This is a genomic window from Neobacillus sp. PS3-40 (assembly GCF_030915485.1).
Lineage (GTDB): Bacteria > Bacillota > Bacilli > Bacillales > Cytobacillaceae > JAUZPL01.
This window is the reverse complement of sequence record NZ_CP133266.1, coordinates 1,550,441-1,575,694: the sequence shown is the minus strand read 5'-3', so window position 1 is coordinate 1,575,694 and position 25,254 is coordinate 1,550,441. Positions and strand designations below refer to the sequence as shown.

General features: G+C 31.6%; 22 protein-coding genes. 18 read left to right on the top strand and 4 right to left on the bottom strand.

Annotation, left to right across the window (positions count from 1 at the left end):
* The first annotated feature begins 2 nt into the window (after positions 1–2).
* The 13 genes from RCG20_RS08015 to RCG20_RS07955 all read left to right on the top strand — a co-directional run bounded on the left by RCG20_RS08015 (position 3) and on the right by RCG20_RS07955 (position 14,611).
* Positions 3–1,202: a CDP-glycerol glycerophosphotransferase family protein gene (locus RCG20_RS08015; protein WP_308183685.1), complete on the top strand. Its 1,200-nt coding sequence runs from the start codon at positions 3–5 to the stop codon at positions 1,200–1,202.
* A complete protein-coding gene (locus tag RCG20_RS08010) occupies positions 1,189–1,605 on the top strand; it encodes an FAD synthase family protein (RefSeq protein WP_308183684.1) in 417 nt (138 codons plus the stop codon). The genes RCG20_RS08015 and RCG20_RS08010 overlap by 14 nt, the downstream gene beginning before the upstream one ends.
* Before the next feature lie 20 nt (positions 1,606–1,625).
* Positions 1,626–2,621 (top strand): glycosyltransferase family 2 protein, encoded by a 996-nt coding sequence (locus RCG20_RS08005; RefSeq protein ID WP_308183683.1) that lies wholly within the window; start codon positions 1,626–1,628, stop codon positions 2,619–2,621.
* A 50-nt stretch (positions 2,622–2,671) separates the two neighbouring features.
* Entirely contained in the window at positions 2,672–3,655 is a 984-nt protein-coding gene (locus tag RCG20_RS08000) for a glycosyltransferase family 2 protein (protein WP_308183682.1), read from the top strand.
* A gap of 22 nt (positions 3,656–3,677) precedes the next feature.
* Positions 3,678–4,874 carry a glycosyltransferase gene (locus RCG20_RS07995; RefSeq protein WP_308183681.1) on the top strand — a complete coding sequence of 399 codons (1,197 nt, stop codon included), beginning with the start codon at positions 3,678–3,680 and terminating at the stop codon, positions 4,872–4,874.
* A gap of 17 nt (positions 4,875–4,891) precedes the next feature.
* Positions 4,892–6,088, top strand: coding sequence for a glycosyltransferase (locus tag RCG20_RS07990; protein ID WP_308183680.1), 1,197 nt, complete (start codon positions 4,892–4,894; stop codon positions 6,086–6,088).
* Between the two features lie 64 nt (positions 6,089–6,152).
* Positions 6,153–7,328, top strand: coding sequence for a glycosyltransferase (locus RCG20_RS07985; RefSeq protein ID WP_308183679.1), 1,176 nt, complete (start codon positions 6,153–6,155; stop codon positions 7,326–7,328).
* 58 nt (positions 7,329–7,386) lie between these two features.
* Positions 7,387–8,958: a lipopolysaccharide biosynthesis protein gene (locus tag RCG20_RS07980; RefSeq protein ID WP_308183678.1), complete on the top strand. Its 1,572-nt coding sequence runs from the start codon at positions 7,387–7,389 to the stop codon at positions 8,956–8,958.
* Positions 8,959–9,046: 88 nt separating this feature from the next.
* On the top strand, positions 9,047–10,228 hold the full coding sequence (locus RCG20_RS07975; protein WP_308183677.1) for a DUF2334 domain-containing protein: 1,182 nt from the start codon (positions 9,047–9,049) through the stop codon (positions 10,226–10,228).
* A gap of 163 nt (positions 10,229–10,391) precedes the next feature.
* Positions 10,392–11,141, top strand: a complete 750-nt coding sequence (locus tag RCG20_RS07970) for an ROK family protein (RefSeq protein WP_308183676.1) — start codon at positions 10,392–10,394, stop codon at positions 11,139–11,141.
* A 328-nt stretch (positions 11,142–11,469) separates the two neighbouring features.
* Positions 11,470–12,381, top strand: a complete 912-nt coding sequence (locus RCG20_RS07965; RefSeq protein ID WP_308183675.1) for a beta-1,6-N-acetylglucosaminyltransferase — start codon at positions 11,470–11,472, stop codon at positions 12,379–12,381.
* Positions 12,382–12,477: 96 nt separating this feature from the next.
* The gene (locus tag RCG20_RS07960; protein ID WP_308183674.1) at positions 12,478–13,758 is read left to right on the top strand and encodes a CDP-glycerol glycerophosphotransferase family protein; all 1,281 of its coding nucleotides are present in this window, start codon (positions 12,478–12,480) and stop codon (positions 13,756–13,758) included.
* Positions 13,759–13,879: 121 nt separating this feature from the next.
* The gene (locus tag RCG20_RS07955; RefSeq protein WP_308183673.1) at positions 13,880–14,611 is read left to right on the top strand and encodes a sugar phosphate nucleotidyltransferase; all 732 of its coding nucleotides are present in this window, start codon (positions 13,880–13,882) and stop codon (positions 14,609–14,611) included.
* A 402-nt stretch (positions 14,612–15,013) separates the two neighbouring features.
* Here the strand turns inward: RCG20_RS07955 and RCG20_RS07950 are convergent, their stop codons facing one another.
* Positions 15,014–15,883: a metallophosphoesterase gene (locus RCG20_RS07950; RefSeq protein ID WP_308183672.1), complete on the bottom strand. Its 870-nt coding sequence runs from the start codon at positions 15,881–15,883 to the stop codon at positions 15,014–15,016.
* Positions 15,884–16,232: 349 nt separating this feature from the next.
* Here RCG20_RS07950 and RCG20_RS07945 point away from each other — a divergent pair, with 349 nt between their 5' ends.
* The 3 genes from RCG20_RS07945 to RCG20_RS07935 all read left to right on the top strand — a co-directional run bounded on the left by RCG20_RS07945 (position 16,233) and on the right by RCG20_RS07935 (position 20,022).
* Entirely contained in the window at positions 16,233–17,243 is a 1,011-nt protein-coding gene (locus RCG20_RS07945) for a methyl-accepting chemotaxis protein (protein ID WP_308183671.1), read from the top strand.
* 3 nt (positions 17,244–17,246) lie between these two features.
* Positions 17,247–18,152: a chemotaxis protein gene (locus RCG20_RS07940; RefSeq protein ID WP_308183670.1), complete on the top strand. Its 906-nt coding sequence runs from the start codon at positions 17,247–17,249 to the stop codon at positions 18,150–18,152.
* A gap of 100 nt (positions 18,153–18,252) precedes the next feature.
* Entirely contained in the window at positions 18,253–20,022 is a 1,770-nt protein-coding gene (locus RCG20_RS07935) for a methyl-accepting chemotaxis protein (protein ID WP_308183669.1), read from the top strand.
* Positions 20,023–20,164: 142 nt separating this feature from the next.
* On the opposite strand, the gene RCG20_RS07930 is transcribed toward RCG20_RS07935, so the two are convergent.
* Both RCG20_RS07930 and RCG20_RS07925 read right to left on the bottom strand, forming a co-directional pair.
* Positions 20,165–21,226: a lactonase family protein gene (locus RCG20_RS07930; RefSeq protein ID WP_308183668.1), complete on the bottom strand. Its 1,062-nt coding sequence runs from the start codon at positions 21,224–21,226 to the stop codon at positions 20,165–20,167.
* A 190-nt stretch (positions 21,227–21,416) separates the two neighbouring features.
* On the bottom strand, positions 21,417–21,734 hold the full coding sequence (locus tag RCG20_RS07925; RefSeq protein ID WP_308183667.1) for a winged helix-turn-helix transcriptional regulator: 318 nt from the start codon (positions 21,732–21,734) through the stop codon (positions 21,417–21,419).
* Positions 21,735–21,877: 143 nt separating this feature from the next.
* Between RCG20_RS07925 and RCG20_RS07920 the strand changes: the two genes are divergently transcribed.
* Positions 21,878–22,645, top strand: a complete 768-nt coding sequence (locus RCG20_RS07920; protein ID WP_308183666.1) for a DODA-type extradiol aromatic ring-opening family dioxygenase — start codon at positions 21,878–21,880, stop codon at positions 22,643–22,645.
* A 120-nt stretch (positions 22,646–22,765) separates the two neighbouring features.
* Here RCG20_RS07920 and RCG20_RS07915 read toward each other — a convergent pair whose 3' ends face one another.
* A complete protein-coding gene (locus RCG20_RS07915; protein WP_308183665.1) occupies positions 22,766–23,824 on the bottom strand; it encodes a multicopper oxidase domain-containing protein in 1,059 nt (352 codons plus the stop codon).
* Positions 23,825–24,355: 531 nt separating this feature from the next.
* Between RCG20_RS07915 and RCG20_RS07910 the strand changes: the two genes are divergently transcribed.
* On the top strand, positions 24,356–25,240 hold the full coding sequence (locus tag RCG20_RS07910) for a cation diffusion facilitator family transporter (protein WP_308184307.1): 885 nt from the start codon (positions 24,356–24,358) through the stop codon (positions 25,238–25,240).
* The last annotated feature ends 14 nt before the right edge of the window (positions 25,241–25,254 follow it).

Here is a 25,254-nt window from a genome sequence, read left to right as displayed (position 1 = left end):
TTTTGTCACTTAAAAATATTACTATAGTAATCAAAAAAAGTATTTCTCTAATGCTTATTTTTATATTTAATTGCCTGCCTATAAAAAATAACAAAATCTTTTTGTTTAGTTACTATGGGAATCAATACGGATGCAATCCTAAATATATTTCAGAGTATATACTCAATAATTACCCGAAAGACAAATTTGATCTTGTTTGGACCTTCGATGACGTATCTAATAAACGGACGATATCAGGAATTAGAGAAGTTAAAACAATGTCTCTAAGGTATTTTTATGAACTATGTACCTCCAAAATTATTATTACCAATTTTAGAACAACAGATCTGTTCCAAAAAAGAAAAGGTCAATTTTATATTCAAACATGGCATAGCTCTTTACGTTTAAAACAAATTGAAAAAGATGCAGAAACAGTATTACCGGAGCAATATGTTGAAATGGCTAAAAAGGACTCTAAAAAAATAGATCTACTTATTTCTGGATGTGAGTTTAGTACGAAAATTTTCAAAAAATCCTTTTGGTATAATGGCGAAATTTTGGAATATGGAACTCCACGAAATGATCTTCTTTTTCAAGAAAATTCAGCGTTGAGAAAGAAGATACTAAACAAATTGAATATACCTGCAGATTATAAGGTTGTTCTATATGCACCTACATTTAGAAAGAGTGGTAGTTTTGAAATTTATAACTTGGATTATGCAGGAATCCAGAGAGAATTGATGAAAAGTTTTGGAGGAAAATGGGTCTTTCTTGTTAAATTTCATCCACATATGATATCCCAATCTAGAAAAATATGTGGAAGATCGCAAGTCGTTAAAGATGTAACAAATTACGATGATATACAAGAATTATTAAGTATTTCTGATGTTTTAATTTCTGATTATTCATCACTTATATTTGACTTTTCTATTACACAACGTCCCTGTTTTCTTTATGTTCCTGATTTATTTGAATATACAAATCAAGATAGACCATTATATTTTGATCTATCGGAGTTACCCTTTATCACTGCGACAAGTAATCAAGAGTTTTTAGAAATGATCGCTCATTTTAATGCTGAAAAATATATTCGGGATTTATCTGATTTTTTAGAAAAAGTAGGTTCTTTTGAAGAAGGAAAGGCTTGTGAATTATTGAGTAACAGGATAGAACAAATTTGTTTTAATAAAAAGAAAAGAGGAATTACTTATGAAGCGGTATAAAGTAGGGTATACAACGGGAGTATTTGATTTATTCCATGTTGGCCATCTAAATATTTTGAAAAGAGCAAAAGAGCAATGTGAATATTTAATAGTAGGAGTAAGTACAGATGAGTTGGTAATGAAATATAAAAAAAAGAAACCTGTTATATCCCATATCGATAGAATGGCTATTTTAGAGGGAATCAAATATGTAGATAAGGTTATTCCACAAATTAATAGAGATAAGTTTGAGGCTTGGACCCATTTGAATTTTGACGTCATGTTTGTTGGTGACGATTGGAAGGGAATGCCATTATTTAATGATGTTGAAAAGAAATTTTCTGAAGTGGGAGTGAAGCTGGTTTATTTTCCATATACACAGGGAATTTCATCAACGATCGTAAAGGAAAAAATAAAAATTTAATGAAACGGATGTAAAAATTTATGGAACCTGTAATAAGTATTATTGTACCTGTTTATAATACTGAACAATATTTAAAAAAATGTATAGATAGTATTCTTAAGCAAACTTTTACTAATTTTGAAATTATCATCGTTAATGATGGATCAACAGATAAAAGTGGCAGCATTAGTGATGAATATGCAACAAAAGATAATAGGGTCAAGGTTATTCATAAAAGGAATGGCGGGCTTAGTTCCGCTAGGAATGCAGGGATTAAAATTGCGAAGGGTGAATTTATTGGATTCGTGGATGGGGATGATTATATTGATGTAAATATGTATTATGAACTTTATAGGTTATGTAGAGAAACGGAAAGTGATATTTCGATTTGTAAATTTGAAAGAGAAATTAAGGGAAAGTTAACCAACAAGATTGAGGCAGAATTTAATAAAGTAATGGATAATCAAGAGGCGATGAGACAACTCTTTCTTGGAAATTTATACAGGTTTTCTGTGTGTAATAAACTATTTAGGAAGACTTGCTTCGATAATATCTTGTTTCCAGAAGGCAGAATACATGAAGACTTATCAACAACTTATAAACTCTTTTCTAATTCTAATAAAGCTGTTTATACGAACTATAAAGGATACGTATATGTGAAAAGAGAGAATAGTATATTGACTTCTAAATTTAACGAAAAAAGATTGGATGCATTTATTGGATGGGAAGAAATTCTATCATTTATGAATCAAAATTATCCTAAGCTATCTAGGGAATTTATAAGTTGTTTTGCGTATAGTTCTGTTGATAATATTTTTTATATTCTTGATCAAGTTGAAAACAAGGAAAAAAGGGGATCATATTTATTTATTATTCAGCGTCTAGTTAGAAAATATTATAAACAGATCTTAAAGAATGACTCTTTATCCATAAGGTATAAATTTATCCTTTCTTTGATAAATTATAGTTTCATATTATTATTCTGTTCGAATAGTTCGAGGAAACTATTAAGTAGAATGCGTCTTAAATTTCAATAGTAGAAATGGAATTGGGTTTAAATAAAAAAATAGTAAAAAGGATTATAAATATGAAATTGAAAATAAGTATTATTGTCCCTATTTACAAAGTAGAATCATTTTTACATAAATGTATTAATTCCATATTAGCCCAAACATTCACCGACTTTGAACTTATCCTTGTAAACGACGGCTCACCTGATAAATGTGGGAGTATTTGTGATCAGTATGCAAAAACGGATGATAGAATTAAAGTAATTCATAAACAAAATGGAGGATTATCTTCAGCGAGAAACGCAGGAATAGAGGTTGCTAAAGGAGAATACATTTCATTTATCGATGGTGATGACTATATTGATGAAGAAATGTTTGAAATTTTATACCATAATGCAATTATTCATTCATCAGATGTAATAGTGTGTGACTTTGAGAAGGTAACGGAAGATGAAAATCATCAAAAGACAAAATGTGAAAAAGAATATAGTGTCCAACATTTCACAAATATACAAGCGCTGCATCAATTATACGATCCTAAAATAAGTGATCGTGATAAGTGGGTAATTGCGTGTAATAAGTTATATAAAAGATATCTGTTTAATGGTTCAAAATTTGAAGAGGGTAAAATTTTTGAAGATGAATTCATAGCACATAAGGTTCTTTATGATTGTAAAAAAATAACCATAATACCAGAAAAGTTATACTATTATGTTCAAAGATCAAATAGTATTGTAGGATCCCCCTTCTCAACTAAAAAATTTGATAGAGTTTATGCACTAAAGGAAAGAGCTCATTATTTTAGAACTATCAAACAATATAACTTATATTATCTAGCCCAAAGACATTTTATGGACGTATTCTTATGGTACTATTACAAAGCTAAATCTGATATTACCGACGGTAATAAAGAATTAAAGACGCTAAAAAAGAAATCGAATATGAGTTTGGTTCTTATGTTAAGAAATCCACTAATAAGCTGGAAACAAAAAGTATTATTAGTCTCATTCGTAATAAATCCATCTTTTTATTCTTTCATTATCAATTGGAATAAAGAATAGAGCAAAAATTGGAGATCAAATAATGAAAAAAAACTTATTATTTGTTATAGATTCATTACACTGTGCTGGGGCTGAAAAAAGTTTGGTTACACTGCTGTCCCTTTTAGATTATTCTGCGTACAATGTTGATTTGATGCTATTTGGGCATGGGGGGGATCTGGAAGAATTAGTACCTGAAAAAGTGGAAATTTTAACGCCTCTCAAGTACACAGATTTTGCAGCGTTAAATTTAAAAAATGCTATTAAGTACTCTATTCGCAATTTGGAATTTAAAATGTTATTTTTTAGAATAAAATATTCTATTAATATTAGAAAGAAAAAATATAGTAATGCTCAGAAAGCCAGGATATACTGGGAAAATATATCTAGAGTTATTGAGAGTAATCCTAAAATATATGATATTGCTATAAGTTATGCACAAGGAATTCCAACTTTTTATGTAGCTGAAAAGGTAAAAGCTCAAAGGAAATATGCATGGGTAAATGTAAGTTATCGTTTAGATGAAAATGAAAAACATTTTCAAAAGAAATTTTATGATTTGTTTGATAAAATTGTTGCTGTATCTGACACTACAAAAGACATTATTTTGGAAACATTCCCTAATATAAGAGAAAAGGTAGAGGTCATATACGATATAAATAATCCAAATATTATTTCTATGATGGCGAACTATGGCCAAAGTTATGATGATAATTTTGATGGTTTAAAGATTTTGACGATAGGCAGATTAGCTTATCAAAAGGGATACGATATTGCATTGGAAGCGTGTAAGAAACTAAAAGAAAGTAATATAAAATTTAAATGGTATGTATTAGGAAAGGGACCATTAAAAAAGGAAATAGAAGATTATATTAAACAAAATAATCTCTCAGATAATTTCATATTATTAGGAGTTAAAAAAAATCCTTATCCATTTATTAAAGACGCGGATATTTATGTACAAACATCACGTTTTGAGGGATTTGGGCTAGCTATTGCAGAAGCACGAATACTGAATATACCAGTAGTTACAACAAAGTTTGATGCTGTGTACAATCAAATGATAGATCAAAAAAATGGACTAGTAGTTGAGATGAACGGAACTGCAGTTTTTGAGGGGATATTAAAATTAATAAATAATCATTTATTAAGAGAAAATATTGCAAAATACTTGATGTTCGAAAAAAAAGGCAATATTGAAGAACTTGAGAAATTTAGTAGACTAATAGGGCAACATTAACCCTGAAAGGAGAATTCATGAGGGCAAAAATATTATTTATGGTTATTAGTATGAATGTTGGTGGAACTGAAAAAGCGTTACTTAACATGCTTTCCATAATACCTAGGAATAAATTCGATATTACATTATTAATGCTTGAAGAATATGGTGGATTGCTAAATTCAATTCCCCAAGGAGTAACTATTCAATATTTAAATGAATATAAGAATATCAAATCAATTTTAAATAATCCACCATTAATAACAATTTTTGAATTGCTTAAAGGAAGAAAGATAGTTAAAGCAGCTATATTTTTCTTCTTAATATTAATTTCAAAAGCTCTCCAAGACAGAAGCCTCCTTTATAAGTATGTTTTACATAAATACCCTGGAATGAACAATGAATTCGATGTTGCTGTGGCTTATGCTGGTCCAATGGACTTCATTAGCTATTTTATAATAAAGAAAGTAAAGGCTAAAAAGAAGATTCAGTGGATTCATTTTGATATTTCTAAAATAGGTTTTAACAGGAAATTTGCTTCTAGAATATATAGTAAGTTTGATAGGATTTTTGTCGTCTCGAACGAGGGGAGAAATAAACTTCTTAATATTTTGCCTAACCTTCAAGAAAAGACAGAAGTATTCTTTAATATTATTTCTTCTGATTCAATTAAGGAAAAGTCTTGTGAAGGGATTGGATTTAATGATCAATTTAAAGGGATTAGAATATTAACAGTAGGGCGTTTAAGCAAAGAAAAGGGTCAAGATTTGACTATTCCTGTATTAGCGAGACTTAAAAAAGAGGGATATAATATAAGATGGTATTGTATAGGTGAGGGAAGTGCTAGAAAAGAGTATGAAAAACTCATAAAAATGTATGATGTTGAAAATGACTATATCCTTCTAGGCGCTAATGCCAATCCATACCCATTTATGAAACAGTGTGGTATATATGTCCAGTCCTCACGGCATGAAGGCTTTTGTATAACACTTTCAGAAGCAAGATGCTTTGATAATCCTATTATAAGTACAAATTTTACAGGCGCAAATGAGCAAATAGTCAATAATCAAACAGGTTTCATTGTAAATTGCGAACAGGATCAAATTTATGAAACGATAAAACGATTATTGACTGATATAAAATTAAAAAATAAAATTAAAGGAAATCTTCAAAACGAGATTATTGATACTACAAAAGAAATATTAAAATTATACAAATTTACAGATATTTGTTAAAGATCATAACCAAAGTAATTGGGAATGGTCTTTTTTATTTCTTATTGATATTTGGGGGAATAACATGAAGAAAATATTATTTATGATAACTAATATGAATATAGGCGGTGTAGAAAAATCACTACTATCCCTTTTATCAGTAATTCCAAAAGATAAATATGATATTACATTATTATTATTAGAAAAAAGGGGAGCATTGCTGGAGTATATTCCAGATTGGGTAAAGATTGAAGAAGCAAATTGGTTTGAGAAAGTAAAACCAATCATGATGCAGCCTCCTCAAAAAACGATTAAAAGTTATTTGCGAAATAAAATGTATGCTAAAACACATTCTTTTTTATCTGCTTACTTAATTTCTAAACACTTTGATTGTCGATATAGTTATTATAAACATATTCTAAAAGAGGTTCCGGTGAATTTAAATCAATACGATATTGCAATATCCTATCAAGGCCCCACCGATGTTATTGATTATTATATTGCAAATAAAGTAATAGCAAGAAAAAAAATTTCTTGGGTTCACTTTGATGTATCCCACCATTATATGAATAAGAGGTTACATGAAAGAATTTACAAAAAATTCGATAAGATTTTAATCGTTTCTGAAGAGGCAAAAAAGCGTTTAATTGAAAAAATTCCAGGAATTAGAAGTAAATCATCTGTTTTTCAAAATATAATCGAAATAGATTCAATTAAAGAAATGTCTAAAAAAAAGGTTGATTTTGATTCAGATTTTGAAGGTATTAAGATTGTGACGGTTGGAAGACTTGCAAAGGAAAAAGGGCAAGATCTTGCAATAAATGTTCTATATAAATTACGAAAAGAAGGATATCTTGTAAAATGGTATTGCATTGGTGAGGGTAAACAAAGAAAGGAATACGAATACTTAATAGATAAATATAATCTAAAACATGATTTTATTTTATTAGGATCAAGAACTAATCCTTATCCTTTTATAGCTAAATCAGATATTTATGTTCAAACATCGAGACATGAGGGCTTTTGTCTCACTTTAGCTGAGGCAAAATGTTTATGTAAGCCTATTGTTACAACCAATTTCATTGGAGCTTTTGAGCAAATTGAGGATGGAATTACCGGATTTATTGTCGGTTGTAGTGAAGAAGAATTATTCGAAAGGGTAAAATTCCTTATAGATAATAAAAAAGTGAGAGACAATTTGAGTGAAAATCTATCTAAAAATCAAGTTAATCAAAAGTTGCTAAATTTTTCAAAAATATAAAGAGAGAATATCTTTTAGAAAGAAATTGCTCTGAAATAAGCTAGAAAAGGACTAAATTATGAGAACAATTCATTCAATGAAAAATATATCTATAAGTATTTTTTGTCAGATAATTATTATTATTTTAGGCTTTATTTCTAGAAAGGTATTTTTGGATGGACTGGGAGTAGATTATTTAGGGATAAATGGATTATTAACGAATGTTTTATCAATATTGGCATTGGCTGAAAGTGGTATAGGTATAAGTATTGTATACAATTTATATAAACCATTAGCAGAAGATAACAGGGAAAAAGTAATTGCATTGATACAATTATATAAAAAAGCATATGGAGTTTTAGCACTAATCGTTCTATTTATTAGTGCGGGTATATATCCATTTTTAGGTATTCTAATGAAACATAGTGAATCAATTTCATATATGCCAATAATATACAGTATCTTTATTGCTAAAAATATGATTTCTTATTTAAATGCTCATAAATGGTCTCTGATTAATGCAGATCAAAAAGGATATGTATTAGCTAGAGTTAATCTTGTATTCCAAATATTGACAACAATTGCGAAAATAATCATTCTTTTAGAAACAAAAAACTACATAATATATTTAGCAATAGAACTATTTCTTTACGCAATCCAAAATGGGATAAATGGAAGAATCGTCAATAAACGATACTCATATATTCGAACGAGTGAAAAATATTTAATTGACAAAAGCACTAAGGAGAACCTAGTAAAAAATATAAAAGCTATGTTTCTGCATAATATAGGGGCTTTTATAGTTTACGGTACGGATAATTTATTAATATCTTCTTTTTTCAGCGTTGCTTCAGTAGGCCTGTATTCTAATTATACAATGATAATGGGACAATTATCTGCCTTATTAAATCCAATACTCGGTGGAATTGGGGCCAGTGTCGGTAACCTAATAGCCACTGAGAATAATGAGAAGAACTATTCAATTTTTAAGGTATCGTATTTAGTAAACTTTTGGATATTTTCATTTTGCGTAATATTTTTATATAACTTATTAGAGCCTTTCATACGTTGGTGGCTTGGGAATCAATACATTTTAAATAAACTGACATTTATTTTTATACTTATAAATTTTTATTTAGATGGGATGAGGACATCTATAGCTACATTTAAAAATAAAGCTGGATTATTCGTCCAAGATAGGTATGCTCCATTATTTGAAGGATTTATTAATTTGGTTTCATCACTAGTTTTAATAAAATTTTATGGTTTGGCGGGAATATTCATGGGGACTACATTGAGTACGATAAGTACAGTTCTATGGACACAGCCCTTTATCGTTTTTAGAAGAATTTTTAAGAAATCTGTTTGGAACTATTTTTTAAACTATGGTATCTATGCAGCGCTAACCGTAATTACGTGTTTTATTGTTACAAGTATTTGCGATGCTCTAGTAACAGGTCATAGCTTTAAATCATTAATTATAAGAGGGATTGTTTGTTTGTTTGTACCTAACCTCATCTACCTTGTCATATTTTATAGAAATAAAGAATTTCAATATATTAAATATGTATTATTAAATAATCTTATGAATCAGATAAAATATAGGAAACTTCAAAAAATTAAAAACATTGTAGGCTCTGGTGCAAAGTAGGTAATGGGTTGTATTAGGTTGACTTATTTAAGTCAATCTATTTTTTATTTCATAGGAAACTTACTAAAAATTGTGAGGTTATATAAAGATGAATTTAATAAAAAATAGGATTTTACAATTAATTAACCCTTTAACAAAAGTTTATTACAATTGGCGATACTGGGGAAATCTTTATAGAGAGATGAAGAAACATGTTGAAAAGTCTAACCATCTAACACAAGAAAAATTGATTCCCTATTTAAATAAACCAGGAATCGTGTTCTCCTTTGATGATAGTTATAGGATCAATGACTGGATTAAGTATGGAAAAGAAATGTTTGGATATTATGATGTGAAAGTAACGTTTAATATTAATGCAATTCATCACTTTGAAGGTAAAAGAGAACACACCCAAAATGAAATTGATAGACTATTAGAATTACAATCACAAGGACATGAAATTGCACATCATGGTCTTAAGCATAAAAAAGCTGTAGAGTATACTCAAGAATTTGGATTAGAAAAGTGGATTTATGATGAAATACGTTCTTTATTTAATTGGATGGAAAAACAATCACATTCAATGACTAAGGAAAAGTTTAAAAAACCAGTTTCCTTTGCGTTTCCTCATTTTATCTACAATAAGGATATCATAAAGGAATTAGTTCCGAACTATTTTAAAATTGTTAGGGGGCATATGAATGAAGATAATTTAACCCCATTTAACTTTAGTGGATTTGCTCCATCTATTTGTTTGGATGTCTATTATTCATCTAATCTCTATTATGTAAAAAAAATAATGAAAATAGCTAAAAAGACAGGGAAAAATTTAATTATAACGTGCCATTCAATATTACCAGAAGAAGTTAATTGGGAAAATTTCGGGTGGGGAAAGGAGGCAATTAAATCTGGAACATGGAGAACTACCCCAAAAACAATTCAAAGGATTATTGATGAAGCAAAATCAAATGATTTCGAATTTTATACTACTTCTGAAATTGCAGGAGTAGCCACTTTCATTGATAGCAATTTTGAAAAATCGGTGCGGAAAGTAATTTCAAATCCGCTTGAAAAATGGATTTCAATAAAGGAATTAAGTGGTATTAAAGAATTAGATTTAAGTAATAACAACATTACTAATTTAGATGGAATTCAATATTTTTTAAATTTAGAAAAACTAAATTTAACTAACAATAATATTACAGATTTTAGATTACTAAAAAAACTCCCTAAATTAAAGATAATAGAAACTGATAATAATGCAATAAAGAAAAAAAGAGGAATAAGGTAAATCCTGTTTATTATAATAGTTTATTGCTTTTTTGGGTTTTTCAAATTTATGGAGTAATTTTTGTGTTTAATCTGAATGGTGAGGATTTAGAATAAAGGAGTGCATTAAAATTAGGCAATTTGCAATTTTTGATGTTGGAGGTTCATCTATTAAATTTGCTTTAATGAATGAGTATGGAGAATTTATAAAGAAGGATTCAATTATAACACCGAAGTATAGCATAGAAATATTTATTGAAACAATTAACACGATTGTAAAGGATTTTCAGAACAATTATTTCCTCTCTGGAATTGCGCTTAGCATGCCAGGTGCAGTAGACGTAAAAGAAGGTTGCATTGGGGGAGGAAGTGCCATTCCTTATATTCATGGGCCAAACATAAAAAAGCTTTTACAAGATAAAACAAAACTCCGGGTTGAATTGGAGAACGATGGCAATTGTGCGGGATTAGCTGAAGGCTGGATTGGAGCAGCAAAGGATGTTAAGGATTATGTATGTATTGTTTTAGGCTCAGGTGTTGGAGGAGCAATAGTTTTAGATAGAAAGATACACCATGGGAAAAACCTTCATGGTGGTGAGTTTGGTGATATGATAATGGAGAATTATTTAGATCAGCAAATAGGTGAAAATTGGAATTCTCTTGCCGCAACCGCTGGATTAGTTAGTCAAGTTGCAAAGCGTAAAAGAAAGGCAGAATGGACATTAGATGGAAAGAAAGTTTTTGAAATGGAAGATAATGGGGATGAAAAAGTTAAAGATGAAATAGAAAAGTTTCTCAAACGTTTAGCGGTAGGTATTTTTAATATCCAATATGTTATTGATCCTGAGAAAATTTTAATTGGTGGTGCCATTAGTGAGCGTCATGACTTAATTGAACGGATTAATGAAAAACTCAAATTGATGAAAAAAGGCTGAATATTTCCGTAGAAAAGTGTAAATACGGAAATGATTCTAATCTAATTGGAGCGTTATACCACTATTTACAACAAGAAAAATCTAATAATTAGTGTGAATGTTACAATTTGCACAAATTAGGGATCTAAAAGATTTCAATGGTATATACCTAAAATGAATATAGTAAATTAAGAATATAAAAATACTATGAGATAAGACATTTTCTCTTATATTGAAATTAGGCTTAAAACCCCTGAATTTCAAAAGGGGTATGATGTCTTTTTTTTTATTCTGTATAAAAGACTCTATCGTTTTTAAAACTATAAAAAGGAAAAGGAGAGAATTCAAAATGAATTCAAATTCCAATGTTCTACGTACGGCTTATATTCTACAAATTCATAAAAATCCAAGTCAAGTAAATAAGTTTATTAAACAGATTGTTTCAGAAGAGCATTCAGATATATATATCCATATTGATAAAAAAAGTTATGCTGAAATGTATCCTAAAATAGTAGCTCATCCTAATGTAAAAATTTTACATGAAAGCATAGATGTAAAATGGGGAGATATAACACAGGTTGATGCTACAATTCTATTAATGAAAGAAGTAATTGCAACGGGTAAGGATTACGATTTTATTTGTTTTAGAAGTGGGCAAGATCTATTAGTGAAAAATGGATTTAAAGATTTTCTTTTACATAATAAAAATAAAATATTTATGAATGCCTATCGGGTTGACAGGCATGAACCACATGCGGCCTTTGTAAATGTAAGTTGGCCAAAAGCGATGAGAAGTCTATACAATAATCCATTTCATCCATACAGGGTTTTAAGACGGTGCATCGCTATGTTATATGGGTTCGGTTGGAATATATTGCCGAATGGGAATCAACTACCAGAAGGTTTTTCAATCTATAATGGTTCTAATTGGTTTTGCATTCCATTAGTGGTAGCTCGCTATGTTATAAGATTTTTGGATGAAAATAAATGGTATTATGAGGTATTTAAAAACAGTCTGGTTCCTGATGAATTTTTCTTTCAAACGCTAATAATGAATTCCAAATTTAAAGCAAATGTTGTCAATGATAATTTAATGTATATAAAATTCTCAGAAACTTTAAAGGGGCGTAATAACCCTATTACGTTAAAAATTGAACATATAGATATTATTAGGAAATCAAATGAATATTTCGCCAGAAAATTTGATGAAGATGTGGATAAAGCTGTAATTGGATATTTTGCAAGCCAAGTAAAAATGTAATTATAAGACTTGTTTCGTTTCGAATAAATTAAATAACCAAAATAAAGTGAGTAACCTTTTTTTAGTTTGAATTTAAATAATAAAGGAGTTGATATGATGGCGAATAAAGTAAAACGATATTTGAATAATTTTCTAAACCTATACTTAAGGCTACAAAGAATTTTTTACATTTTTGTATTACTTCCTAAATATAAAATTAAGAAAAGTTTCGCTTTTTTATTAACTCCTCTCTTTGTTAAATTACCTATTAAAAATAATAAAGTTGTATTGACAAACTTTAATGGTAAAGGATATGGAGATAATCCGAAATATATAGCAGAAGAAATGTTAAGACAAAAGCTGGATTTTGATATTGTTTGGATATTAAAGAAAGAATTTATAGGAAAGGCCAATATACCTAACTCTATTAGAATTGTAAAATATAGGTCAATTAGGCATCTTTACGAGTTGGCAACAGCTAAAGTTTGGATAGATAATGAAAGGAAGTTTTTTTATACTCCAAAAAGAAAAATGCAATTTTATATTCAAACATGGCATGGTGTCGTTGCATTAAAACAAATTGAAAAGGATATAGAAAAACAACTTTCTCCAAGTTACATTTCCAAGGCAAAAAATGACTCGAAAATGATTGATCTTCTTATATCAAACAGTAGATTTCACACTGATTTATATAGGCGTTCGTACTGGTATGATGGTGAGATACTAGAAATTGGAGCTCCGAGGTGCGAAGTTTTAATAAATGGTCAAGAAGAAATGTCAAAAAAAGTTTTAAAATACTTCAATATTAAAGGGAAACAGAGCATTTTATTATATGCTCCAACTTTTAGAGCTAATTCAGATACTGCAGTATATAATGTAGACTTTGAAAGATTAATTAAGGTTTTAGAGAAAAAGTATGGTGGAGAATGGATAGTATTAGTTAGATTACATCCAGATGTAACAGAAAAAGCAGATTCTTTACAGTACAGCTCAAAAATACTAAATGCAACAGAGTATGAAGATATGAATGAATTATTAGCAGTTAGTGATATTTTACTAACTGATTATTCGAGTTGTATGTTTGAATTTTCTTTAACTAAAAAGCCAATCTTTTTATATGCACCTGATATTGAGAAATATATTGAAGAACGAAACTTTTACTTTAATCTTCAATCCTTGCCATATCCATTAGCTGAGAATAATGACCAATTACAAAAGGTAATAGAAGGATTTGATAAGAGTAGGTATTTAACGGAACTAAGTGCCTTTCTTAAAGAAATAGAAATATATGATTCTAATGGTGCTTCTGCTAAAATTGTTAAAATTATTAACAGTGTTACGAATAATAATAATAATAATAATAAGTTTGCTAACAAAATTTCTGAGTTATCAATTTAAGAAAATATATTAATAGAAAATTTATATTAAAAGCGCGGGTTGAAGATTTTTATCCTTTATCAACCAATGCTTTTTTAATTTTAAATATTAAAAGAATCAAAATTTTTAAGGGGGTAAAGAAATGGAAACAGTAGGCTTATTACCATGCGCAGGTAAGGGAACGAGGTTAGGAATGCCGTTCTCGAAAGAAATGTTCCCAGATGTCCATCATGAGAGTTTCAGACCAATTATAATGTATACAATTGAAGCAATGAAAAGGGCTGGGATAAAACATATCATTATTACAATAAATCCAAATAAAACGGATTTATTAAAATATCTAGGTAATGGAAAACAATTTGGAATTGATTTAACTGTATGTATTCATCCTGAAGCAAAAAGTTTACCTGAATCCCTAAATGAGGCTTATCACCTAATTAAAGATAAAAAAGTTATTTTCGCAATGCCTGATACTATAATTGAACCAAGTAATTTTTTAAAACAAGCAATAGAATACCACAATAGAAATCATAATTCAGATGTTACTTTAGGCTGTTTTAAAACTGATAATCCAACTAGTGTATCTGTTGTGGATTTTAATGGTGATTTAATTACAAACGTGATTGAAAAACCAAAAGAAACAAATTTAGAATATATGTGGGGGATGATGGTCTGGAATCCCATTTTCTCTGAGATTTTAAATAAGTTTTGTTCAACAAATAAACCTAGAGAAGGGGCTAAAGAACTATATTTATCAGATGCTTTATTTCCATTAATTGAAAAAAATAAGGTTTATTCTTTTACTTGTGAAAATAGTTATTATAGAGATTTGGGAACTTTTAAAGAATTAAATCGATGGTCTCAGGCTAATTAGTTAAAAAAGGTAGTAGGGAATTTTGGAGAATAAAATCCGGTCTTTTATAGGAAATAGGAATTATTACAACGATTGTATCCTTATTAATTTCATTCCGTGCATGGAAGTATATAGAAACTTCTAGCTTGATGAAAGGTAGAGTAGTTGCTAAAAAATTATTAATATTAAAAGAGAAAACTGAAAAGATGTACAACGTACCCTATACTGAGTGATCTTTTGAAAGCTGTTTTTACATTATCAAAAAGACCTTCATTTGGAAATCAACTAAAAATCCCAAACGCATTGACAAAACCATATATAAAAGCCCTATGATTGAGAAATCACGGGGCTCACTTTTATAAGATCGAACCATTCAAAAGTAGCTCTTTATTAATTTTATATACATCTGCAGAGTCATTTATTTTAAAGGCCAAACTGAAACACCGTTACCTCCGGCCGGCAAAAAAAACGAACAGGTAAATCTGTTGTCCCAATCCCTCGGTTCACATATAATCCCATTTTACTTTCCCCAACCTGATAATATCCCTCTACATATTTTTTCTCAAAATCCTGTCTAATAATAGGCCCGAGGAAAGGAATCCGTACTTGTCCCCCGTGTGAGTGCCCAGAAAATTGTGTGGCAATCGGATACTTGCTGCTTTCATCAGCAATATCAGGTTCATGTGCAAGCAACATCATACAACTATCGTCCGGTACCCCCTCAACAGCTTTTCCTATATCTGGGTCTCCGTACATTACATCGTCGATTCCTGCAATATAAAGACGTTGTTGGCTATGCTCGATATAATCGTGGCTATTATCCAACACCTTAAAGTCTGCACTTTGGAATACCTTGATTACATCATTCTTTGTATAAAAATCATGGTTACCGATAACAGCCCATTTTCCTCCACAGAGTGCATTTAATTCCTTGAGTAATGGAATAGCAAGTTCTGGTTGCTTATTTCCGAGCTGTATTAGATCCCCTGTAAAGAAAATTATGTCGGGCTTCAATTTATTAATCATCTTTACAACCTTTTTAAAATCGTCAATTCCATAATGGAATCCTAAATGAACATCACTGAACTGAACGATTTTCCATCCTTCAAAAACTTGGGGAAGATTTTTTACTATTAGACGTACCTCTTTGATTTGATACCAAAATCGTTCTATTTTATAAGAGTAGGTTCCCATCATCGTTCCAGATGCTATCAATCCTAGGAATGCTTTTCCTGATTTTTTTAAAAATGAACGACGATTCATCAGATTCCATTTCTGTTCAGACTCTGTCATTAGTTGTCCCTTTCAATAGGATGCAAATTTATCCTTAAAATTCCTGGAACTTTCCTTTAAAAAATATCCAAAATTTAGAGAATGTTCCTTTTAATGAAAATTATAATAGGAAGTAACAGATTATTCAAACGTATATTGAACCATTAATTAAACCCTTTATAAAATAATAAGGAAGTTAATTTTCAAATTTGGACAAGATTAATTCATTTCCCTTTAAAAAATAAATAATCGTTTATTTCAAGTAATAGCTTAATAATATTTTTACTGTGCATTATAATAGACTTTGAGAGTAGAAAATTGTAACATTTTGGTGAAATATGAGGAATAAACTACCACTGGGGGATTTAGCATGTTTATAAATAGAACAAAGTATCAAGGTTTACAACAAGAAAATAAAGAACTAAGAAATAAGCTTGATTTGGTCCTTGGGGAAATGCAAGAAAAAGGGGAATTCTTCGAGAAATTTATCGAGTCCTTTAATTTCGAATTGACTAAGACGATTGACCAGCACGAATTGGTGAACAGTCAACACCATGTAATGGGAGATTTAGTAGAGAAAATAAAGGGACGTTTCGACAATGTTAATAATCTAAGTGAATATTCTTTTGATAATTCAAAAATTCTTTCTGTTAAAGGGGAAAATTTGATTGAGTCGGCAGAGGATATGGTTTTAAAGTCAGAAGAGGGTAGAAAGTCTGTCGGCATGGTAGAGCAACTTATTTTACAACTAGGCAAGCAGCTTGAAGAAACGTTTAATAAAATGAATCAATTAAATGAACGATCGAAGGAAATCGAACTTATTGTTAGGGTTATTAAAGAGATTGCCGATCAGACTAATCTTTTAGCATTAAATGCATCAATCGAAGCAGCAAGAGCTGGCGAACAGGGCAAGGGTTTTGCTGTTGTTGCTGAGGAGGTACGCAAATTAGCTGAAAATACGGCTGTTAGCACAAATAGTATCAGTGAATTAACGAAGAATATTCAAAATGATATTCAAGAAACACTGCAATCTACTACAACTAGTACAGAGCTTGTTAAAAGCGGCATAAATTTGAGCGCAGATACATCTTTGAAAATTGATTATATATCTGGTGTCATTAACAATGTTCAGACAGAGGTAAATGATGTTATTGAAAAGATCGAAGAGCAGAAAGCGTATTCACAAAATGTTATGAGTGAGATAAGTGATACGAAATCCCTTTTTGATGAAGTGAATGAAGTAATTCTTAAACACATTGATGATGCGAGTGTTGTAGACGTTAAATTAGAGAGTGCAATGAAACAAGTAAATCTTTTGGATCAAGAAAAGGAAGTAGTTTTAGCAGAAACTGCTGCTACACAACAAATCGAGGGGGTATAAGCAATGGAAGCTAAAGGGGTTTTATTAGAAAGTGGAACAAATGAACTAGAAATCGTGGAATTTAATGTTGCAAATAATAAATTTGGAATTAATGTGATTAAGGTAAGAGAAATCATTAATCCTATTCCAGTTGTAACAATTCCTCATTCTCATAAAAATATTGAGGGTATTATCGAAATAAGGGGAGAAATTCTACCAGTCGTTAACATGGCAAAGGTTTTAGGATATCCAGAATCCGAACAACCAGCACTTGATAAATACATAGTTACTGAATTTAATAAACAGAAGATCGTTTTTCATGTTCATGGGGTAGATAAAATTCATCGCATTTCTTGGGGGGATATCGAAAAGCCAACTAATTTGTATCAAAGCCTTGAAAGCCAAATTATTGGTGTAGTCCGTAAAGAAAACGATATGATTTTGCTTTTGGATTTTGAAAAAATTGTGGTAGATATTAACCCCGCAACAGGGATTAACAATGATCGATTAAAACATGTTGAAAAGCGTGATCGGTCGAATTTTAAAATTGTTGTAGCAGAGGATTCAGCTTTACTGCGAAAATTGCTCTCAGATACGTTAACAGAAGCAGGCTTTCAAAAAGTGGATTTCTTTGAAAATGGGAAAGATGCTTTGGATTATTTGGAGTATTCGATTAAAGAGGAAGCTGAATTAGAAAAAATAGTCGATCTTATTATCACTGATATTGAAATGCCAATAATGGATGGATTATTTTTAACCAAACAAGTGAAGGAACATCCAGTATTATCTAAACTTCCTGTTGTTATCTTTTCTTCCCTTATTACGGAGGATCTCCGTCATAAAGGGCAAAATGTCGGGGCAAATGCACAGGTAAGTAAACCGGAAATTGGTGAACTAATTAACATCATTGACCGATTATTAAATAAATAAGTTTATCATTTTCTAACTAAAGGCTTTGTTTAATTCTTTTTTGATAATAGTTCAAAAGAGTGTTTTAACATAGTCAACAAAAAGGGAGATTAGTAATTTAATGAGAAAGTCATCTATGAATTCCATATCCTTTAAGCTATTACTAACAATAGCTTCTATTTTAATCGTAATTAGTAGTACGATTGGGGTGCTTAGCTATACTTTTGCTAAAAAAGAGTTAGTGAATAGTGGAAAATTGGATTTACAACATCTTACTAATGCAGCCATACCCACATTAGATTTATTGAATAAACAAGTAGAATTGGGAAATATCACTTTAGAAGAAGCGCAAAACCAGGCCCGTAAAACTTTTCTAGGGCCAAAGGTAGGGCAAGGTGAGGAACGAGGCTACGATTTTTCCAAATCATCTTTCTTGTATAAAAAATCAGGCTATCTTTTTGCTTATGATGAAAAAGGAATAGTCGAAATGCACCCTACTATACATCTTGGGGAAAATAAATACAACTTAAAGAATAGTAGCGGAGAATCCGTTATACGGGAGATTATAAAAGCAGCACACTCAAAAAGCTTAGATGGGCACTATTATACTTATATGTGGAAAAACCCAGGGGAGAAAAAGGAAAAAGAGAAAATTTCCTATGAGGTTTATTACGAGCCGTGGGGCTGGAATATCGGAATCGGAGTAAACACTGAAGAATTTTATGCTTCTTTACAAACGATTAAATTATTAATAACTTTCATTTCAATTGGAATTACAATTGCTAGTTTATTACTCTTTTATTTCATGTCGAAAAGAAAAATAAAACTATTGGGTGAAGTCTCCAATGCTTCACTAAAAATTGCTGGTGGAGAATTAAATCTGCCTCAATTACCTGTGTCAAACGATGAAATTGGACAGTTAGGAGCTTCTTTTAACTTGATGTCAAAAGAGCTAAAAGGGTTAATGACTAAATTACAAGAAACTAGTTCGAAAATGATGATATCTTCCTCAGATTTAGCAGCGATCTCTGAGGAAACAACAGCTAGTAGCGAGGAAATCGGAAGTGCAATGATTGAAATCTCTAGTAGCACTGTTGTGCAATCGGAAGATATCGAAAAAACGAGCAAACGAATGGAAATGTTAACAGAATCCATAAAGAGAATGAATATCGAAAGCAATTCAATCAAGGAAATTACGGATATTTCTAAGAAAGCTACCTTCCGCGGTGAGGAAATGGTTTCTATTCTTAAGATGTCAAATAGTGAAAGTGAAAAGGCTATTGATAAAATAAGTATAGGAATAACGAATCTTTATATAAAAGTAAAAGATATCTCCCATATTACGGAAACGATCCAACATATTACACAACAGACAAATCTGTTGGCATTAAATGCAAGTATTGAAGCTGCAAGGGCTGGTGAGTACGGGAAAGGTTTTGCAGTTGTTGCTGAAGAAGTAAGAAAGCTTGCCGAAGAGTCGAATGAAGCTACGAAAACGATTCAAGGTATGATTGCTGGGATTGAAAAGGAAACAGAGAACACGGTTTTATATATGTCGGAAACTTCAACCCTGTCTAAACAATTAAATGAATCAGTTACTAACACAGAACTAGAACTAGTCGAAATTGGGAAAGCCGTTACCTTGACGACTGAGGCAGTTGAAAAATTAAATGCGGAACTTATTTCGATAACAGAGGAAAATAATATCATCATGGATCATATTCAAAATATCTCTGCTATTTCTCAGCAAACAGCAGCTGCATCAGAAGAAGTGTCAGCTTCGGTTGATGAACAGGTAAAAGCTGTTCTAAATGTTAGTGTGTCTGCTGATGGTCTAAGTGGATTAAGCGAAGAATTGAATTCGGTTATAAAGAAATATAGGTTTTCATAATGGATATAACGGCAGACCATTTGGTGCAATTATCTGAAGAATTACAAGGTAGAGTTTCTCGGTTTAAGGTATCGTCTAAATAAAGAATGGTATTAAAAAAGAGAGGCAGGATAAGCAGCTATTAATCGCTTATCCTGCCTTTTTAGCTATGCAGAAACTTTACACAAACCGGATCGGGTACTAAGACATCGGATTGTAACAGTGTAAGTTTTCCTGTTTCGGTGTCTCTTGAATACAGGACAAGATTGCTGGATTCTTGATTTGATGCTACGAGGAATTTCCCTGATGGATCAATTTCAAAATCCCTTGGCCAATCTCCTTCTGTTGAAACACGCTCTACAAATTGAAGCTCTCCTGTTTCTCCGTTTACCTGAAATACAGCAATACTATTATGTCCACGGTTTCCAGCATAAACAAAACGCCCGTCAGTTGAAAGATGAATGGCACTGCCTTGATTATTTTCCTTGAAACTGTCTGGAAGGGTTGTGACATATTGGAGTTCCGTAAAGCTGCCATCTTCTGCACTATAGTGTAAAGCAATAACCTCGGAACTGAACTCTGTCATAATATAAGCGAATTTTTTATTTGGATGGAAGGCTAAATGCCTTGGACCACTTCCAGGATGGGTGGCTAATCTTCTAACTTCACTTAATTTTCCATCATCACTAATTTTATATGTAATTAATTGATCACTACCTAATTCCACAACTGCAAGGTATTTCCCATCTGGGGTAATTCCAGCAAAATGGGTATGTGGCTTTTCCTGTCTTGGATCTGGTCCAGTACCCTCGTGTTGGATAATGGATAATGGAGGATTTATAGTTCCGTTCTCCTGATTTATTGAATAGGATTCAACTGTTCCTTTATGATAATTAGTACTGAATAAAAAATGGTTATTACGATCCATGCTAACATGGCATGGAGGTGACCCTGCCAACAGTTGTGAATTAAGGGGTGTAAGTTCCTTTGACTGGTCGTTAATTGAAAAGGCAGCGACACCACCGAATTCTCCTTCTTTTACGACAGAATAAAGATAACGATTATCTTCACTGACGTTTAAGTAAGTTGGATTATCTAAACATGCTGCCACAATAACATCTGATATTTTCATTTTCTGTGTATCAAGAGTAAATGTGTATATCCCTTTACTACTACCTTTCGTGTAAGTCCCAATATATCCGATGAATTTTGTATTTACTGTCATGTTCCATACTCCTTAGAAAAATTTATCTTTTATATCTTACAAAATTGTAATAAATTACTTAAAAAACTACTTAGGTATTGTTAGAATAAGGATATTATTAAAATTCTTGTATGAATTAGTTGATTACCACCTAACAATAATTTTTAAAAAAACATAAAATTATGAGCAGGCCAAATGCCTACTCGATTTATCAGCCCTCAAGTGTTACCCACTCCTGTGACCATTTCTCTATTCCCCCGATAACAGTCTCAAGTGCTTTTCCTTTGTCTGTTAAAGAATATTCAATTCGAACCGGTGTTTCCGGATACACATCTCGTTTTACAATTCCCTCATGCTCAAGGTCTTTTAGCCGTTCGGAAAGAAGTCTTCCACTAATGGGGAGTGATGACTCAATGGTGCAAAATCTTTGGGGGCCAAATAAAAGTTGGTAAATAATTAAGCCGGACCATCTTTGGCTGATTAATTTCATGGCTTTTTCAAATTTAGGGCACAATGTAGTTTGACTCATTTCCATCACCTCTGTACATTTATTATATCTCATCATGAGTTTTAATAAAATAATGACGAATCAATATTTACATACTTGACATACATTAATTACTTATTTAAAGTAACTTACATAAAGTAATTGAAATTAGGAGGGGAAAATAAATGGTTCCATCATTATTTTTAGCTCATGGTTCACCGATGCTCGCATTAGAAGAAACGGATTATACAAGGTTTCTGGAGAAGCTAGGAAAACAAATAAAGCCTAAAGCCATTGTTATTTTTACAGCACATTGGGAAAAAGAAAATGTAACTATTTCCTCTATTAATGAAACATATGATACTATTTATGATTTTCATGGGTTTCCGAATGAACTATATGAAATCAACTATCCAGCAAAAGGTTCAGTAAAGATTGCCACAATGATCCAAGATCAATTTCAACAAGCTGGAATACAAGCTGAATTAGATTCTAATAGGGGTCTTGACCACGGCTCGTGGACGTTATTATATAAAATGTATCCGCAAGCTACTATTCCGGTTGTCCAAGTATCGATTAATCCATTCCTAAACCCTGAACAGCAATTTCAATTGGGAAGGATAGTAAAGGATTTAGGTGGGCAGGACATTCTAGTAATCGGAAGCGGCGTTACCGTGCACAATTTGCGGGTTATCAAATGGGGACAAACGGAGCCTGAGCAATGGGCAATGGATTTTGACGATTGGTTAGTCGATAAAATCAAAAAAAGGGATTTGGTTAGTCTTTTTGATTATGATAAATTAGCTCCCCATGCAAAGCTTGCTGTTCCAAGACCAGAACACTTTGTTCCATTATTTATTGCGATGGGGAGCAGCAACGGCTTGGAGGAACCGAAAGTTATCCATAGAAGCTATGATTTAGGGTCACTTAGCTATCTTTGCTTCCAATTTTAAATGGCAAGGCTGATCCAAATATATGGACCAGCCTTATTTTTATGATATCAACATTTTTTTATTGAACGTTGAGAATTGTCGAGCACAAGTATCCTAGCTCCTCGTGGTCACTTTTCTTGATTAATGTGACATTACCATGCTTCCGTCGTCTTTACCATCCTTTGTGACTTTCAATACTCCATTAGCTCCTTTAGTCGCATCATTAAATTGATGGTTTACGATTGGATAACTTCCTTCTTTTGTAACCGTTAATTCAACAACGGCGCCACCACTTGCTGGGAGTAATACAGTTTGAAGTCCTTTCATATGGTTGAATGGATTTCCGTCTATATACACATCATCAAACAAAGTACCAACAACATGAAAGCTACTTGTTTCATTTGGGCCAACATTTAAGACATAAAGTCGTACCTTATCCCCCACTTTAGCAAGAAGTGGATGATCAACTAAAGAACCAACAGTTCCATTTGTATTCAATTCGCCCTCTTTTAAAGCTTTTGTAGACAAAACAACATATTTTGGTTTGTCATTTGTCATATCATCTAAATCATTGTATTTATACCATTCATTTTGGATAACAACATATTCACGATCTACCTGAGAATCAGTTGGATAACCATCCTTTGGTTTTACGATGATCATACCATGCATTCCATTTGCAATATGCATTAGCACTGGTTTTGTACCACAGTGATACATGAATACTCCAGCATTATCAGCAGAATAGCTGAAGCTGCCGCTTTTGTTTGGCATTACATTTATAAAATCTTTAGATGGTGCAGCATGGACAGCATGCATATCCATGCTGTGGGGAATGGCAGGATCCATGTTCTTTAATGTAAAGTTTATTTTATCGCCTTGATTGACAACGATTACTGGACCTGGGGCTTCGCCGTTAAACGTCCATGCTTTATAGAATTCATCTTTAGAAATTTCAATATTTGTGATTTGAGCAGTCATCTCAATAGTAACTTCGTGCTCACCAATTCTTTTTATTTTAAGGGGAGTTGGTTTTTGGTTAACATTTTTATGGGGTTCGAATACTTGTGAAGTGGCATTCGAACTAGATTTTGTTTCAACAGGCTTTTGCTTATTTACGGATACATTGCTAGTGTTACATGCACTTAAAACAAGCGCACTTGTGAATATAGTTACCGCTAATTTCCCTATCTTACCCATGTAGATCTCCTCCATTTAAACTCTCTTTTTATTTGCTTTGTTATATCTTCATTTTAACTTTTGCTACTATCAAATGTGTGATGAAAATCACAAGTATTAGGCTGCAAAATGAACAAATTGTGAAATAGTGATCATAGTGAATGGGGGCGAAGGAGAATATAGGTGAATTTAGTACTTTGGAACCATTAGAGGTAAATTAAGTAGTGGTTAAGAATGATACCAGATAGTTTCCTGAAAGAAACATTTATAAAAACGGGCAAATTTTTTTCTCTAGACTCACCCAATCTGTTTCTGGTACGATTTTAATGGTGTTTTCAGCTATTCATAATTTTAGTACCATATAGGCATCGATGATCACGAATGGCGGTGGTCCTTTTAGTCGATGTTTCTTTTTTCATGGCGCTTGCGCTTTTCTTAGCTAATCAGAATTTATATCTATAAATTCTACTAGCGCATAAGTGCAACTAGGCAATCGCCGGCGCTAAGGCTTGGCGATTGCCTAGTTTTCTTTAGGGGGATTTAATTTTGCAGATGAGGGAATCAATATCAAAAAAGGTCTTGTTGATCAGCATTTGGAGTAACGCTTTATTAGCAATTGGGAAAATCCTAGTTGGTTGGTACGGTAGTAGTAATGCTGTATTTGCAGACGGAATTCACTCGGGGACCGATGTTTTTACTTCATTCATCGCTCTGTTTATTATAAAAATTTCTAATAAGCCAGCAGATGAAGACCATCCATATGGACATGGAAAGGCAGAGGTCGTATCGTCGGGAATTGTTGGTGTGTTATTAATCCTTGTCTCGTTTTATTTAGGCTATGAGGGGATTGTTGGTTTAATTGAACCTTTAGAGTCACCGAGTATGTTAACTCTATATGTTGCAATTTTTTCTTTTGGAATGAAACAATTTTTATATCGGTTCACATTGAAAAAGGCAAATGAATTCCACAGCAAGGCAATTGAAGGGATCGCACTTGACCATAAGGCCGATATTGCCGCTTCATTTACAGCTGCTATAGGAGTTGTTCTTTTTTGGACGGGGCTTCATCTGCATATCTCAGTACTGCTTTTTAGTGACAAAGTTGCTAGTATTATCGTAGCGATATTGATTTTACTATTGGCGATTAGAATACTGACAGAATCCATAAATGTACTGCTAGAACGTAATATTAATGGTGAAGTTCTTGATGATCTGAATAAGATGATATCTGAATTTGATGAAGTTAAAAGGATTGACAAAGTTCGTGCCAGAGAACATGGACATTACATTATGGTTGATGTAAGAATTTCAATTGACCATGATAAATCAATTAAAGAAGGACATGACCTAACCAAAGAAATAAAATTTACACTAATGAAAAAGTATACTAATATTGAGGAAGTATTAATTCATTTGAACCCGTACTTCCAAGAATAAAAATATAAGATAAA

Bases quoted from the DNA above. Each gene is read 5' to 3' on its own strand.
- RCG20_RS07925 (WP_308183667.1), bottom strand. From the start codon at position 21,734: ATGAGTCAAACTACATTGTGCCCTAAATTTGAAAAAGCCATGAAATTA.
- RCG20_RS08010 (WP_308183684.1), top strand. From the start codon at position 1,189: ATGAAGCGGTATAAAGTAGGGTATACAACGGGAGTATTTGATTTATTC.
- RCG20_RS07955 (WP_308183673.1), top strand. From the start codon at position 13,880: ATGGAAACAGTAGGCTTATTACCATGCGCAGGTAAGGGAACGAGGTTA.
- RCG20_RS07940 (WP_308183670.1), top strand. From the start codon at position 17,247: ATGGAAGCTAAAGGGGTTTTATTAGAAAGTGGAACAAATGAACTAGAA.
- RCG20_RS07990 (WP_308183680.1), top strand. From the start codon at position 4,892: ATGAGGGCAAAAATATTATTTATGGTTATTAGTATGAATGTTGGTGGA.
- RCG20_RS07915 (WP_308183665.1), bottom strand. From the start codon at position 23,824: ATGGGTAAGATAGGGAAATTAGCGGTAACTATATTCACAAGTGCGCTT.
- RCG20_RS07930 (WP_308183668.1), bottom strand. From the start codon at position 21,226: ATGACAGTAAATACAAAATTCATCGGATATATTGGGACTTACACGAAA.
- RCG20_RS07980 (WP_308183678.1), top strand. From the start codon at position 7,387: ATGAGAACAATTCATTCAATGAAAAATATATCTATAAGTATTTTTTGT.
- RCG20_RS07995 (WP_308183681.1), top strand. From the start codon at position 3,678: ATGAAAAAAAACTTATTATTTGTTATAGATTCATTACACTGTGCTGGG.
- RCG20_RS08000 (WP_308183682.1), top strand. From the start codon at position 2,672: ATGAAATTGAAAATAAGTATTATTGTCCCTATTTACAAAGTAGAATCA.
- RCG20_RS07975 (WP_308183677.1), top strand. From the start codon at position 9,047: ATGAATTTAATAAAAAATAGGATTTTACAATTAATTAACCCTTTAACA.
- RCG20_RS07965 (WP_308183675.1), top strand. From the start codon at position 11,470: ATGAATTCAAATTCCAATGTTCTACGTACGGCTTATATTCTACAAATT.
- RCG20_RS07985 (WP_308183679.1), top strand. From the start codon at position 6,153: ATGAAGAAAATATTATTTATGATAACTAATATGAATATAGGCGGTGTA.
- RCG20_RS07945 (WP_308183671.1), top strand. From the start codon at position 16,233: ATGTTTATAAATAGAACAAAGTATCAAGGTTTACAACAAGAAAATAAA.
- RCG20_RS07950 (WP_308183672.1), bottom strand. From the start codon at position 15,883: ATGACAGAGTCTGAACAGAAATGGAATCTGATGAATCGTCGTTCATTT.
- RCG20_RS07960 (WP_308183674.1), top strand. From the start codon at position 12,478: ATGGCGAATAAAGTAAAACGATATTTGAATAATTTTCTAAACCTATAC.
- RCG20_RS07970 (WP_308183676.1), top strand. From the start codon at position 10,392: ATGAATGAGTATGGAGAATTTATAAAGAAGGATTCAATTATAACACCG.
- RCG20_RS07920 (WP_308183666.1), top strand. From the start codon at position 21,878: ATGGTTCCATCATTATTTTTAGCTCATGGTTCACCGATGCTCGCATTA.
- RCG20_RS08005 (WP_308183683.1), top strand. From the start codon at position 1,626: ATGGAACCTGTAATAAGTATTATTGTACCTGTTTATAATACTGAACAA.
- RCG20_RS07935 (WP_308183669.1), top strand. From the start codon at position 18,253: ATGAGAAAGTCATCTATGAATTCCATATCCTTTAAGCTATTACTAACA.
- RCG20_RS07910 (WP_308184307.1), top strand. From the start codon at position 24,356: ATGAGGGAATCAATATCAAAAAAGGTCTTGTTGATCAGCATTTGGAGT.